Annotated in this window: 10 protein-coding genes and 1 pseudogene; 6 read left to right on the top strand and 5 right to left on the bottom strand. The window is 60.1% G+C overall.

All coding sequences use genetic code 11. The features are described 5' to 3' along the window. The first annotated feature begins 149 nt into the window (after positions 1–149). Genes JFV26_RS28135 through JFV26_RS28120 form a run of 4 tightly spaced genes read left to right on the top strand, consistent with a single transcriptional unit; the run spans position 150 to position 3,604 of the window. Positions 150–746 carry a paraquat-inducible protein A gene (locus JFV26_RS28135; protein ID WP_201196909.1) on the top strand — a complete coding sequence of 199 codons (597 nt, stop codon included), beginning with the start codon at positions 150–152 and terminating at the stop codon, positions 744–746. Next, positions 743–1,399 carry a paraquat-inducible protein A gene (locus tag JFV26_RS28130; RefSeq protein ID WP_201196907.1) on the top strand — a complete coding sequence of 219 codons (657 nt, stop codon included), beginning with the start codon at positions 743–745 and terminating at the stop codon, positions 1,397–1,399. The genes JFV26_RS28135 and JFV26_RS28130 overlap by 4 nt, the downstream gene beginning before the upstream one ends. Beyond that, a complete protein-coding gene (locus tag JFV26_RS28125; RefSeq protein ID WP_201196905.1) occupies positions 1,380–3,035 on the top strand; it encodes a PqiB family protein in 1,656 nt (551 codons plus the stop codon). The genes JFV26_RS28130 and JFV26_RS28125 overlap by 20 nt, the downstream gene beginning before the upstream one ends. A 17-nt stretch (positions 3,036–3,052) precedes the next feature. Then, positions 3,053–3,604: a PqiC family protein gene (locus JFV26_RS28120; RefSeq protein WP_201196903.1), complete on the top strand. Its 552-nt coding sequence runs from the start codon at positions 3,053–3,055 to the stop codon at positions 3,602–3,604. A 96-nt stretch (positions 3,605–3,700) separates the two neighbouring features. On the opposite strand, the gene JFV26_RS28115 is transcribed toward JFV26_RS28120, so the two are convergent. The 5 genes and pseudogenes from JFV26_RS28115 to JFV26_RS28095 form a co-directional block, all read right to left on the bottom strand. Further along, positions 3,701–4,978 (bottom strand): sensor histidine kinase, encoded by a 1,278-nt coding sequence (locus tag JFV26_RS28115; RefSeq protein WP_201197019.1) that lies wholly within the window; start codon positions 4,976–4,978, stop codon positions 3,701–3,703. Between the two features lie 26 nt (positions 4,979–5,004). Beyond that, positions 5,005–8,081: pseudogene (locus tag JFV26_RS28110) on the bottom strand (efflux RND transporter permease subunit). Then, on the bottom strand, positions 8,078–9,244 hold the full coding sequence (locus JFV26_RS28105; protein ID WP_201196901.1) for an efflux RND transporter periplasmic adaptor subunit: 1,167 nt from the start codon (positions 9,242–9,244) through the stop codon (positions 8,078–8,080). The pseudogene JFV26_RS28110 and the gene JFV26_RS28105 overlap by 4 nt, the downstream one beginning before the upstream one ends. Next, the gene (locus JFV26_RS28100) at positions 9,241–10,659 is read right to left on the bottom strand and encodes an efflux transporter outer membrane subunit (RefSeq protein WP_201196899.1); all 1,419 of its coding nucleotides are present in this window, start codon (positions 10,657–10,659) and stop codon (positions 9,241–9,243) included. The genes JFV26_RS28105 and JFV26_RS28100 overlap by 4 nt, the downstream gene beginning before the upstream one ends. 103 nt (positions 10,660–10,762) lie before the next feature. Then, complete coding sequence (locus JFV26_RS28095; RefSeq protein ID WP_201196896.1) at positions 10,763–11,452, bottom strand: response regulator transcription factor; 690 nt, start codon at positions 11,450–11,452, stop codon at positions 10,763–10,765. A gap of 119 nt (positions 11,453–11,571) precedes the next feature. Between JFV26_RS28095 and JFV26_RS28090 the strand changes: the two genes are divergently transcribed. Both JFV26_RS28090 and JFV26_RS28085 read left to right on the top strand, forming a co-directional pair. Then, positions 11,572–12,264 carry a response regulator transcription factor gene (locus JFV26_RS28090; RefSeq protein ID WP_201196894.1) on the top strand — a complete coding sequence of 231 codons (693 nt, stop codon included), beginning with the start codon at positions 11,572–11,574 and terminating at the stop codon, positions 12,262–12,264. Next, positions 12,242–13,615, top strand: a complete 1,374-nt coding sequence (locus tag JFV26_RS28085) for a sensor histidine kinase (RefSeq protein WP_201196891.1) — start codon at positions 12,242–12,244, stop codon at positions 13,613–13,615. The genes JFV26_RS28090 and JFV26_RS28085 overlap by 23 nt, the downstream gene beginning before the upstream one ends. Positions 13,616–13,652: the final 37 nt, after the last annotated feature.

Here is a 13,652-nt window from a genome sequence, read left to right as displayed (position 1 = left end):
AGCTCGCTCCCACCGTTTTGCGCCTCACCTGACGGGCTCCTGCAAAATGGCGACTGCGCCAGCCTTCAGCCTTTTAATTTGCTCAATCGCAAGGCACTTCTATATTGATGTGGTGCTCTGACTTTTTAGCCTCCTTGCGAATGCGACCCATGGCCACAACTGAGCAGTTGATCATCTGCGAGCACTGCGACTGCGTGTATGAAAAAGTCACGCTCGCCAAGCATCAGAAAACCCTGTGCACTCGCTGCGGCGGCGTGCTCCAGCGCTATAACGGCCTGACGATGGAGCAGCGCCTGGCCTTGACCTTCACCGCATTGGTGCTGTGGATTTTTGCCAATTTCTATCCGGTCATGAGCATCAACCTGAAAGGCCTGAAAAACAGCGCCACGCTTTGGGACTCGGTGCTGGCCCTGAGTCTGGGGCCCATCACCTTCATCGCCATGGTGGCGGCGATCGCCATGATCATCGCGCCGATCTTCCAGTTATTGCTGCTGATCTGGGTATTGAGCTTCGCCCTCGCACGCCAGCGCGCGCCGGGCTTCAGGTTCTGCATGCGCTGGCTCGAAACGCTGAGGCCCTGGAGCATGCTGGAAGTCTGCCTGCTGGGTGCGATGGTCGCGGTCATCAAGCTCGCCGGGTTGCTGGATGTACTGCCCGGTATCGGCCTGTTCGCCCTGGCCGTTCTCAGCCTGATGATGATCCGCATCGCCGGGCGCGATATCCGTGAACTGTGGGACATTTTATGACAATGCCTCCGGTCGCCAGCGAACTCGGCCTGTGCCTGTGTCACAGCTGTGGCCTGGCCTGCGACATGACCAACGACCCTCACGAATGTGAGCGCTGCGGTGCGCCGCTGCATCGGCGCAAGACCAATTCCCTTGCCCGGACCTGGGCCTATATGTTCACGGCCCTGGCGTTTTACGTCCCGGCCAATCTGTTGCCGGTGATGAACACCCGAATGGTCGGTAACGGCGCCGACAGCACCATCATCAGCGGCGTGCTGGAGTTTTGGGACTCCGGTGCATGGGACATTGCCCTGATCATTTTTATCGCCAGTATCGCGGTGCCCGGCATCAAGTTCGTCGCCCTGACGTTGCTGTTGGTGACTGTTCGGCGTGACAGCCAATGGGCGCGCAAGGAGCGGTCGAAGCTGTTCCGTTTCGTCGAGGTCATCGGTTATTGGTCAATGCTTGATGTGATCGTGGTGGCGCTGGTGGCCTCCCTGGTCAAGTTTCAAGCCCTGGCCGATATCGAACCGCGTCCGGGCATTCTGTTTTTTGGCCTGGTGGTAGTGTTCACCATGCTCTCGGCGATGAGCTTCGATCCGCGACTGATCTGGGATAGCCAGCTAGATAAACCAAACAACGAGGAGGTCATGGATGAAGTCGCAAGCCACTGACGGGCCGCAAGCCCCAGGTCAGGCCAGTATCAAGACCCGTCGTTTCAGCGTATCGCTGGTATGGATCGTGCCGATTGTGGCCGTACTGGTGGGGATCTCCCTGGTGGTGCACAGCCTGATGCAGGAAGGCCCGACCATCATCGTGACCTTCAAGACCGGTAACGGTCTGACCGCCAACAAGACCGAAGTCAAATACCGCAATGTGGTTATCGGCCAAGTCTCGGATGTTGAATTGAGCAACGACCAAAAGAGTGTCGATGCCACGATCAAGCTATCCAAGCAGGCCGAAACCTTCACCCGCGAAGACTCGCAATTCTGGGTCGTACGCCCGCGCATCGGGGCAGGCGGCGTGTCGGGCATCGATACCCTGCTGTCCGGAGACTACATCGGCGCCGATATCGGGCGCGCCGATGGTCGCGCGAAGAACTTCAACGGCCTGGAAAACCCACCGCCCATCACCTATGGCGAACCTGGCAAGCGCTTCACCCTGCATTCCCAGGACCTCGGTTCGCTGGATATCGGCTCGCCGATTTATTACCGCAAGATCCCGGTCGGCCAAGTGGTGGCTTATGCGCTGGATGCCGATGGCAAAGGCGTCAATCTCGAACTTTTTATCCATGCGCCCAATGACGCCTATGTCACCGAGAACACCCGGTTCTGGAACGCCAGCGGCATCGACCTGAACATCGGCGCCAACGGTTTTGCGGTGAAGACTGAATCGTTGTCTTCGTTGCTGGTGGGTGGCATCGCCTTTCGTGCCCCGGACTACAGCCCCAACGATCAGCCCGCCACCGAGGAGAAAACCTTCGAGCTGTTCGACGACCAGACAACTGCCCTCGCCCCGCCCAACGGTAAGCCGCAGTACCTGAGCCTGCGTTTCGACCAGGCCCTGCGCGGGCTCAAGGTTGATGCGCCAGTGGAATTCCTCGGCATGGAAATCGGCAAGGTGGTGGCGATCAATCTGGACTTCGACGAGAAGAAACGCAGCTTCCCGGTCAATGTCGGCATCGTGATCTACCCGCAACGCCTCGGCCAGGCGCATACCAAGATGATCAAGGCCCTGATGCATGATCCCAATGACGAAGCCGCTGGCGTGCGCCTGATCGGCACCTTTATTGAAAACGGCCTGCGCGCCCAGGCCCGCAACGGCAACCTGTTGACCGGTCAACTGTACATCGCACTGGATTTCTACCCGAAAGCGGAAAAAGTGGCGTTCGATCCAAATGCCCGGCCGGTCAGCATCCCGACCATCCCTGGGAGCCTCGAGCAATTGCAGGAAAAACTGGAGGCCATGGTCAACAAGATCAACCAACTGCCGGTCGAACGGATTGCCAGCAACCTCGACAGCAACCTCGTCGAGCTGCGCAAAAGCCTGGCGCAATTCAACACCAAGACCCTGCCCCGCGTGCAGACCACCCTGGCGGACGTCAGCAAGACCCTGAACTCGGCCAGCTCGACCCTCGCAGAAGACTCGCCGCAACGCGAACAACTGACCCAGACCCTGGACGAACTCAAACGCATGTCGCGTTCCCTGCGTGAACTCTCGGATTACCTGGGGCGGCACCCGGAATCGCTGATTCGCGGCCGACCCGACAATGCGGCGCCGTCGGATCTGCAAGGGCCACCGCGTAACTGATCACAGGAGCAACACCCATGGCTTTTTCGCCAAAGTTTACGTTGGTTGCTGCGTTGTTACTCCTCACGGCGTGCCGCAGCGATCCGATTCACTTTCACACCCTGACCCCGGCACAACCGGCACGGGGCAGCGGCGACGAGATCAAGATCGAAGGCATCAGCGTGCCACCTCAGGTGGATCGTCCACAGATCGTCATTCGCCAGGGCAACAGTGGCTTGGCGATCCTCGAAACCGACTGGTGGGGTGCAAGCCTTGCGGATGAATTGCGCAGCGCACTGTTGGACCAACTGTCGAACGCCAACCCGCAGCACAAAGTCTCGTTGCGGGTGGATGTGCAGCGCTTCGACTCGATTCCCGGCCAGTACGGCTTGATCGACGTCAAATGGCGCCTGCGCCCGCTCGGCGCCGGCGATAACACGCTGATAACCTGCCGCAGCACTTTGCAGACGCCGTCAGGTCCGTCCATTGAAGATCTGGTGACAGCCCAGCAGAACAACGTCAAGCGACTGGCCGCAGTCATCAGTCAAGCAGCCGCCGCGCAACGGGGTTGCCCGGGGCCCTCTGATTAACCGCATCCTTGTAGGAGCAAAGCTTGCTCGCGATGGCGGTGTTTCAGTCGGTCTCAATGCTGACTGACACACCGCCATCGCGAGCAAGCTTTGCTCCTACAGGTCGCGCGGCATCAGCTCAACGGTGAAACAACAACCGTTGGGTTCAAGGCTGCTGAGCTCCACCCGCCATTGCTGCTTGGTACAGATGCGCTGAACCAGTGAAAGCCCTAACCCGAGCCCCTCTCCCCGGTTTTCATCACCCCGGACAAATGGCTGGAACATCGCGTGGCGCTTTTCTTCGGGAATACCGATGCCGCTGTCTTCGACACTGAAACCGTGTTCACGCAATGTCAGCCGGATGTAGCCACGATCGGTGTAGTGCCAGGCGTTGCGCAGCAAATTGCTCATGACCGATTGCAGGAACGTCAGGTTATGGCATTCAGCCGAGATGTGGGCGGCGTCATAGATGAACTCGATACCCTTTTCCCGGATCAACCGCCCCCAAATATCGGCCAGGCCATCGGCGACTTCTTTTATTGTCGCGCTTGCACCGGTGCCGGAAGCCTCACGGGCGCGAGCCAGCATCAGAAAGGTTTCGACCAATTGCTGCATTTCATCGCTGGCCCGGGCAATGCGACTGACCTGCGCCGATGAGCGTGGGTCCAGCGAGGGATTGCTCAGCAGCAATTCACAGGAACTGGCCAGCACCATCAACGGTGTGCGCAACTCGTGGCTGACATCGCTGGTAAAGAGCTTTTCCCGGCTCAGGGCGGCGCGCAGCCGGCCCAGGGTCTGGTCGAACGACAGAGCCAGTTCCCCGACCTCGTCCACGGCATAGTCGGGGTGCAGCGGTGGCGCCAGGTCCAGTAGTTGATCGCGATGGCGTACCTGGCGTGCCAGTCGAATCACCGGGGCCATCACCCTTCGCGCCAGCAGCCAGCCCAACAGGATCGCCAGGGCAATGCTCAAGATGAAACCGACAATCACCACCGCGAACAACACACGCTCACGTTGTTCGAGGCTGAGTTGGTTGCGCAGCAACACATATTTGCGCCCGCCCACCACCTCGACCATGGCGTAGAAGTCGTCACCCTGATACTCGATTTCCTGAAAGCCCGGGGCCAGCGCTTCCAGTTCAGAGTCCATGGACAAGGTCCCCTGCCCGCCCTGGACAAAAAACAGCTCGTCCTTTTCAGGTCGATGACTCCAGTCACCGGTGTCATCCATCAGCAGCAGACGGTTTAGCCCGCCACCGAGGCTGGTGGTCGTCAGCTTGCGCTCGACCACGTGTACCGTGGCGATAATGCCCACCGCAAAGACCCCCGCGACGAAGGCGCTCATCAAGGCAAATACGATCACAATCCGTTTAGTCAGGCTCTGTTTGAAATCCATCCCCATGCGTGGCTCCACTGCCGGTTTCAAACTGTGACACCTGCGGTGCCGGGCTGCGTCCTGCGGCGCCGACGTTCGAACCAAAGATAGACCACGGGCGTGGTGTAGAGCGTCAGAATCTGTGAAACCGCCAAACCGCCAACAATCGCAATGCCCAGCGGTTGGCGTAACTCGGAACCGGCGCCATGCCCGAACGCCAGCGGCACAGCCCCGAGCAAGGCTGCCAGCGAGGTCATCAGGATCGGTCTCAAACGTAACAGGCAACCTTCCCGGACGGCCTCACGGGGTGACATGCCCCGTTGCTGAGCTTGCAGGGTGAAATCGACAATCATGATCGCGTTTTTCTTGACGATGCCAATCAACAGAATGATCCCGATCATCCCCAGCACCGACAGGTCCTGACCGCAAATGATCAGCGCCAGCAGCGCACCGAAACCGGCAGATGGCAGCGTCGAGATGATCGTCAGCGGGTGAATGGCGTTCTCGTATAGCACACCGAGCACGATGTAAACCGTGAGAATGGCCGCCAGAATTAACCAGGGCTGCGATTTCAGTGAATCCTGAAAGGCTTGAGCGGTGCCCTGGAAACTGCCGACGACGGTGTCGGGCATCGCCACGGCCAGGGACGCCTGGTTGATCGCGCTGACCGCCTCGCTCAAGGCGTGTCCGGGTGCCAGGTCGAACGACAGGGTAATGGCCGGGAATACGCCCTGATGGTTGATGATGATCGGCACTTGCTCGGTCTTGACGTTCGCCAGCAGGCTCAGCGGCACCAGGGCGCCGGAACTTGCGCGTACAAACAGATGCGCAAGTGTTGCAGTGGAGGTTTGCCAGCTCGGGTCCAGTTCCAGAATCACATGGTTCTGATCCAGTTGAGTGAACATCGTCGCAATCTGCCGTTGGCCGAAGGCATCGTAAAGCACATCGTCGATGACCTGCACCGTCACCCCGAGGCGTGCCGCAGTGGGCCGGTCGATGACCAGGGTCGATTGGGCAATGGCTTGTTGCTGGTCCGACGTCACGTGTTGCAACTGTGGCAACGTCTTGAGTTTTTCCAGCAATACGCCACTCCAGTGGTCCAGCTCGACGCTGTCCGGGTCCTGCAAGGTGTACTGATATTGGGTCTTGCTGGCCCGGCCACCGATCTGGATATCCTGGTTGGCCTGCATGTAGACCTTGATCCCGGACAACTTGTCGAGGGCCGGTTGCAAGCGGCGGATGACCTCGCCGGCGCTGGCGGTGCGTTCGCTGAACGGCTTGAGGTTGATCATCACCTTGCCTTGGCTGACCGTCGGGTTCGGGCCGATCCAGAAATACACCCGGCCACCGCCGGATCCTGGCCGATCACTTCGGCTGCACGGTTGACCTGCGCCCGCATGGCGATAGGCGAGATATCCGGCGCCGCTTCGGCGACGCCCTGAATCAAACCGTTGTCCTGCTGCGGGAAAAAGCCCTTGGGAATCGCGACATACAACACCGCCGTCGCCGCCAGCGTCGCCACGGCCACCGCCAACGTCAGCCGCTGGTGATCAAGCACCCAGTCGAGGCTGCGTCGATAGCCATTGTGCAGCCCGGTGAGCGCCCGCTCACAAGCCAGGGCAAAACGTCCTTCCTCGGTTTCGGCGTGGGGTTTGAGCAGCCAGGCACAGAGCATCGGGGTGATGGTCAGCGATACGATGCAAGACATGATGATCGCCACGCTGACGGTCACCGCAAACTCACGCATCAGTCGGCCGACAATCCCGGACATCAACAGAATCGGCAAGAACACCGCGATCAGCGACACCGTCATCGAGACAATAGTGAACGCCACCTCACGCAAACCATCGACCGCCGATTGCAGGCGCGACTTGCCCATTTCAAGGTGTCGGACAATGTTTTCCATGACCACGATGGCGTCGTCCACGACAAACCCGACGGCAATCGCCAGGCCCATGATCGACAGGTTGTCGAGGCTGTAGCCCAGCAGGTACATCACCCCGAACGTCGCCACCAGGGACAACGGAATGGTCAGGCTGGGAATCAGCGTCGCGGTGGCTTTGCGCAGGAACACAAAGATCACCACGACCACCAGGGCAATCGACAGCAGCAAGGTGAATTGCATGTCATTGACCGAGGCTTCGATGGTCTGGGTGCGGTCGCCCACCACCTGAACCTGCACATCTCGCGGCAATGAGGCGGTCAGTTCGGGAAGTTTTGCCTTGATCGTGGCAATCGTCGACAACAGGTTGAAACCCGGTTGCTTGTGGATGTCGACAATGACGGTTGGCTCGGCGCCCAACTGCGCGGCTTGCTGGGTGTCTTCGGCACCGGCAATCACCCGGCCCAGATCGCCGAGCTTGATCGGCATGCCGTTTTTATAAGCAATGATCTGGTCGCGGTAATGCTGCGAATCGAGCAGTTGGTCGGTCGCCCCGAGGGTGATCGAGCGCTGTTGTCCGTCGAGGCTGCCTTTGGGTTGATCGAGGGTGCTGACGCCAATCACGCTGCGCACGTCTTCCAGGGTCAGACCGCGAGCGGCCAGCGCATCGGGATCGATCTGCACCCGCACGGCGGGTTTCTGTTCGCCGTGAAAATCCACCAGGCCGACGCCGGGCATCTGCGACAGACGTTGGGCGATGTAATTGTCGGCGTAGCGATCAAGTTCCGGCAGCGTGCGGGTCGGCGAGGTAACGGCCAGGGACATCACGGTGCCCTCGGCCGGGTTGACCTTGTTGAAGGTCGGCGCACTGGACATGGTCTTGGGCAGATTGGGCGTCGCCGTGTTGATTGCCGTTTGCACATCCTGGGCGGCGCCATCGATATCCCGCGACAGGTCGAACTGCAACACAATCTGGGTTTTTCCCGCCGCACTCGACGAGGTCATCGACGTGACTTGCGGTACAGCGGCAAACGCCCGCTCCAGTGGTGTGGCCACGGAGGAAGCCATGGTCTCGGCGCTCGCCCCGGACAGTTTGGCGGTGACCTGGATGGTTGGAAAATCCACGGTCGGCAATGGCGCCACCGGCAGTTGAAAATAGGCGAAGGCTCCCAGCAGCATGACCCCAAGGGCCAGCAAGCTCAGACCGACACGCCGTTGAATCAGACCGGCCAGCCCATTCATGGTGTAGCCTCCACCAGTGCCGCCGAATTCTCAGGCTTGACCGGCGTGACTTTCAGCCCCGGCGCGACGCGGGATTGCCCCTGCACCACAACGGTTTCTCCGGCCGCCAGGCCTTGGCGAATCCACTGTTTGCCTGCGACCACCGTCGCGGCGTCGACCAGACGCGGCTGCACCCGCTGATCAGCATCGACCACATAGACAAAGTTGCCCTGACGCCCGAATTGCACTGCATCGGCCGGCACCACGGTAACGTCCCGACGGGTCTGGACCAGCAACCGCGCGCTCACCAACTCTCCGGGCCACAGTTGACCGGCGCCATTGTCGAATTGGGCCTTGAGCTGAATCTGCCCACTGGCAGCGGCCACCTGGCTGTCGATGAAGCTCAGTTGGCCATGGGCGATTTCCTGGTGACCGTCACGCGTCATCGCGACAACCTGCAACGCGCCTTTGGCGTTTTCTTCGAGGATTTGTGCCAGATCATCCTGGGACACCGCAAAGGCCACGGAGATCGGGTTCATCTGGGTAATCGTCACCAGCCCTGTGGCTTCGGCGCCGTGGGCAATGGAACCGACGTCGAGCAGGCGCTGGCCGGTACGGCCGGTCAGCGGCGCCTTGACCTGGGTGAACTCCAATTGCAGGCGTGCGGTATCCAGCGCTGCTTGATCGGCCTGAACAGTGGCTTGCTGGGCTGCCAGTTGCGCGCGGAAGGTATCAACATCCTGAGTCGGACCGGCCTTGGCTGCGGCCAGTTTGCTGGCTCGGTCCAGGCTGACCCGCAGATTGGCCAACTGCGCCTGATCCTTGGCCACCATGGCTTGGGCTTGAGCGACCTGGGCCTGATAAACCCTTGGGTCGATCACCGCCAACAGGCTGCCGGCGGTAACGGTTTGCCCTTCGTTGAACAGAACTTTTTGCAGCTCGCCGTCCACCCTCACCCGCACATTCACACTGTTGAGGGCCTGCACATTGCCGATGGCACTGATCCAGACGGGCAAATCCTGACGGCTGACTTGGCTCATCTGCACCGGCACCGCCGCTGCTTCAGACTTGGCCGGTGCTGCCTGGGCCCGCTTGATCCATTGAAAACCGCCGAGGGCTGCGCCGAGCGACACAATCACCAGGCCCCAGAGAGCAACGCGACGACGTGGGTGTAGAACATTCATGGGTGAGCCACCTGGGAAGGAGAATTGGAAGCGATGGCGACGGCGGAAAAATCTCCGCCCAAGGCGCGAAACAAACCGACAGCGGCCTGAAGGTGTTGCAGGCGCACCTGCAACAGCGTGTCTTCAGCCTGGTATTGGGTGCGCTCAACGATCAGCAAGGTCTGGAAATCGGTCGAGCCCAACCGGTAGCGGACCTGTGCCAGCCGCACGGCTTCGCGGGCCGAATCGACGGCCGATTGGTTCAGGGCGTAACTCTTGTCCAGCTCACGGGCGGCGCTGACCTGGGTTTGGACGTCTTGCAGTGCTTCGATGATCGACTCACGGTAACTGGCGGTCAGCTCCTGCACATGAGCCTCGTCAAAATGCAACTGGCCCTTGAGCTGGCCACCGGCGAACAACGGCTGACTAAGGGTGCCGATAGCGCTCCAGATCTGCCCGCCGGCGATCGTATCGATGCCGCCCAGCAGGTCCAGCGAGAGGTTGGGCAGAAACGCGGCACGGGCCACACCGACATCGAAGTTTGCCGACGTCAGCCGCGCCTCTGCTGCTTGAATGTCAGGCCGCTGGCGCAACAAGCCAATGGGCAGGCCGGTCGAAGGTTGCGGCACTTGCAAGGTGTCGAGCCCGTTACCTTGCAGGTGAAAGCCTTGGGGTGGCGCACCGACCAGTACTGCCAATTGGTACAGCGCCAGATCCCGTTGCTGACGCAAGCCTGGCATCGCCGCTTCAAAGGTCTGCATGGCATTGCGTTGCTGAGCGACTTCGAGGTTCGACACCGCGCCCTGGCTGGCCTGGACTTCCACCAGGTCGAGCACTTGCCGGGCATCGTCAGCAATCGACTGGGCCAGACGCAGGCGTTCTTCCAGTGACAACACCTGGAAGTAGCTGTCGGCAATACTCGCGCCCAGAGTCATACGCAATGTATGGGCATCGAACACACTGGCGTTGGCCAGGGCGTCGGCGGAATCGGCTACCGCACGCTGTTTGCCCCAGAAGTCCACCTCGTAGGTGGCTTCGGCAAAGACGCTGCGCTTTGCCGTGGTGCCGTAGTTGTTCTGACGCTGGAAGTTGCTCCCCAGATTCAGCGCCGGGTATTGGCCGGCGCCCACGACTTGTGCTGAAGCACGAGCCTCGTCAATCCGACTGACCGCAGCCTTGAGCGTGTAGTTGGAGGCCAGGCCTCGGGCAATCAATGAGTCGAGTTCGACACTGTGAAACTCGTGCCACCACTGCCCGCCTGGCGCCGATTGGCTGTCTGGCGCGCCATCCCAATGCGCAGCCACAGGCAGCTCGGGTTGCCGATACTCGGGCACCATCGAGCAGCCGCCGAGCGCCAGCACGCCGAGCAACATCAAAGACATCGGTGAGTAACGCGCGGAACCTAAGGTGCGCACCGCCAAGGTTGCAACGGACATGGGCAAGCTATCTCCCGCTTGAGCCTCTGTGGATGAGTCCACGAATGAGGCGAAGATAGCGAGGAGTGCCTGCCAGAGCGTTCGTCGGCAGATAAACTTTTATTTAATCTTGCGGCGTGTCGACCTGAAAGCTGTAGCCGACACCGGGCACCGTCTTGATCAGCGAGTCATCAAAACCTTCATCGAGTTTTCGCCGCAGGCGATGGATGTGTTTGTCGATCACGTTGTCGTTGGGGTCGAAAGCGTAGTCCCAGGCGCTGTCGAGCAGCATGTCGCGGGTCACCACCTGGCCGCTGTGGCGCATGAGTTTTTCCAGCAACAGGGCTTCGCGGTGCTGCAAGGCAATGACCCGCCCCTGGCGCACGGCGGTGCGCGTGGCACAGTCGAGTCGCAACTCTCCGACCTCTAGCTGACGTGCCGGCCCGTTCGATTGATCGCGGCCACGCATCAAGGCATCCAGACGCGCCAGCACTTCGGCGAATGCATAAGGTTTGGCCAGGTAATCGTCACAACCGGCTTGCAGGCCTTCGACCTTTTGCGCGGTGGACGCCTGGGCGCTGAGCATCAGGATCGGCACGCGCTGGCCACGACTTCGCAAGGCCTTGATCAACTCGATGCCGTCGAGCCCGGGTAAACGTCGATCGACAATCAACGCATCGTGAATCGCTTCCAGGGCCATGCCCAGGCCACTGTTGCCGTCGCTGGCGATATCGACGACATGGCCACTTTCCGTCAACCCGCGCAGCAGGTACGCGGCAGTCTGGGCATCGTCTTCAACCACGAGAATGCGCAAGGAACGGTCTCCATGAAATCCAACCTAAACTTTTATTTAACCGGCGGGAACGTAGCTTCGCCCAAGGCTTTGACACACTATGCCACCTCTGTCCCGACCACGTGACCGGTTCTACTGCCATGACCCATGTTTTGGTCGTCGAAGACGACTTGCCTACTGCCCGCGAAATCGAAGCGGCCCTGTGTGATCACGGCTTCACGGTGAGCTGTGTCGACAATGGCCGCGAAGGCCTGTTGAAAGCCTTGAGTGAACCCTTTGACCTGATCGTCCTGGACCGCATGTTGCCTGGCGGCCTTGATGGCTTGGGTGTGCTCACCGCGTTGCGAGCGGCCAGCGTGAGCACTCCGGTGCTGATTCTCAGCGCTTTGAGTGCGCTGGACGAGCGGGTTCGCGGACTGCGCGCCGGGGGTGACGACTACCTGACCAAACCGTTTGAGTTCATCGAGCTGACAGCACGCCTCGATGCCTTGTGCCGGCGCCGTGCAGAGCCGCCCGCTACGACTCAGGAGCCCCGATTGCGAGTCGCCAATCTGGAAATCGATTTGTTGCGGCGAACGGTGCGCCGTGGTGAACGGGTCATCGAACTGGTGCCTCGTGAGTACGCCTTGCTCGAGCATCTGATGCGCAATGCCGGGCAAGTCATCACGCGTACCATGTTGTTTGAAGCGGTATGGAGTTACGCCTACGACGAGCGCACGAATGTGATCGAGGTCCACATCAGCCGCTTGCGACGCAAGGTGGATGGCGAAGGCGATCTGCCGATGATTCACACCATTCGTGGAGCCGGCTATGTTCTCCGTTCACCTGAGTGAAATACCGCGCACCATCAGTTTTCGCACCGGCCTGCTGTTTCTTGGGCTATTCGGTTGCTCATTCCTGGCGTTGTTCGGCTACATCTATTGGCAAACGGCGTTCTACCTCAAAACCGAAGCCGATACGGCGCTCTATCGGCAAGTCGAAAACCGCAGCCTGCAATCACCGGAGTTGCAGTTAGCCGAGATTCGCAAGCATGCCGTGCAGGATGTCGAAGGCCGTCTGCCCCATAGCCTGTTCGACGAACAAGGCAAGTTTATCGCCGGAGCGATTCATCGCCTGCCGCCGTTCGCTGAGTACGACAAACCGCAGGAGTTTCGCTGGCTCAAGGACAATGGTCACCATCGTCCGGTGCGGTTCATGGTGCATCGCCTGCCTGATGGCAAGACGTTGCTGGTCGCCCAGGATATGCACGATATTCGCGAGTTCGATGAACTGCTGATCAATGCGTTGTATTCCGGCGGTGTTCTGTTGCTGGTGGTCGGTCTGTTCGGCGCGGTGGTGCTGGGTTACTCGGCCCACCGGCGCCTGGACAAACTGAGTCGTTCCATCAAAGGCATCATCGAAGGAGACTTGACCGGTCGGCTGCCGATCCTTGGTAACAACGATGATATCGACCGTCTCGCTGGCGTGGTCAACGGCATGCTGGATGAGTTGGGACGGTTGATGAGCGAAGTCAAAGGTGTCTGCGATGACATCGCCCATGACCTGCGCACGCCGCTGACCCGGCTGATCGCAGGCCTTGAGCGCGCCCAACGGCGTGGTCTGGATGAGGCCCAATATGCCGCCAGCATTGACGCGGCGCTCACCGAAGCCAAGGGCCTGCTGTTAACGTTCAAAGCCTTGCTGCGCATTTCGGAAATCGAAAACAGCGCGCGCCGCAGTCACTTTGCCCCGCTGGATTTGAATGTAATAGCGGCCGATGCTGCGGAGCTCTATGAACCGCTGGCCGAGGAACGCGGCATCCGCCTGACGTTCAATGGCAGCCAGATGCCGGCCGTTATAGCCGGTGATGCGCAACTGTTGTTCGATGCTGTCTGCAACTTACTGGACAACGCGATCAAGTTTTCACCGGACCATAGCGACATTCACCTGACCGTGATCGCTGACCGGACCGCTATAGGGATTCGCGTGACGGACAACGGACCGGGTATTGCGCCGGCGGAGCGCGAAGCGGTATTGCGCAGGCTGTACCGCGCCGAATCCAGTCGGCATACGCAGGGTAACGGCCTTGGACTGAGCATGGTTTCAGCTGTGGCGCGCCTGCACGACATGAAACTGGCCGTCAGCGATGCGGCGCCTGGCTGCCGAGTCGATTTGCTTGGCAGACCCGCCACGGAAACAACTTGAAATAATCTACACGGCGTATTTGATAGTAGTTTTCAAA

The sequence above is a fragment of the Pseudomonas sp. TH31 genome, assembly GCF_016650815.1.
Lineage (GTDB): Bacteria > Pseudomonadota > Gammaproteobacteria > Pseudomonadales > Pseudomonadaceae > Aquipseudomonas.
Note: the sequence above shows the minus strand (reverse complement) of the source record. Positions and strands in the feature narration are given on the sequence as shown.

Excerpts from the sequence above, each read along its gene's own strand:
- JFV26_RS28135 (WP_201196909.1), top strand. The coding sequence starts at position 150 with ATGGCCACAACTGAGCAGTTGATCATCTGCGAGCACTGCGACTGCGTG.
- JFV26_RS28130 (WP_201196907.1), top strand. The coding sequence starts at position 743 with ATGACAATGCCTCCGGTCGCCAGCGAACTCGGCCTGTGCCTGTGTCAC.
- JFV26_RS28125 (WP_201196905.1), top strand. The coding sequence starts at position 1,380 with ATGAAGTCGCAAGCCACTGACGGGCCGCAAGCCCCAGGTCAGGCCAGT.
- JFV26_RS28120 (WP_201196903.1), top strand. The coding sequence starts at position 3,053 with ATGGCTTTTTCGCCAAAGTTTACGTTGGTTGCTGCGTTGTTACTCCTC.
- JFV26_RS28115 (WP_201197019.1), bottom strand. The coding sequence starts at position 4,978 with ATGGATTTCAAACAGAGCCTGACTAAACGGATTGTGATCGTATTTGCC.
- JFV26_RS28105 (WP_201196901.1), bottom strand. The coding sequence starts at position 9,244 with ATGAATGTTCTACACCCACGTCGTCGCGTTGCTCTCTGGGGCCTGGTG.
- JFV26_RS28100 (WP_201196899.1), bottom strand. The coding sequence starts at position 10,659 with ATGTCCGTTGCAACCTTGGCGGTGCGCACCTTAGGTTCCGCGCGTTAC.
- JFV26_RS28090 (WP_201196894.1), top strand. The coding sequence starts at position 11,572 with ATGACCCATGTTTTGGTCGTCGAAGACGACTTGCCTACTGCCCGCGAA.
- JFV26_RS28085 (WP_201196891.1), top strand. The coding sequence starts at position 12,242 with ATGTTCTCCGTTCACCTGAGTGAAATACCGCGCACCATCAGTTTTCGC.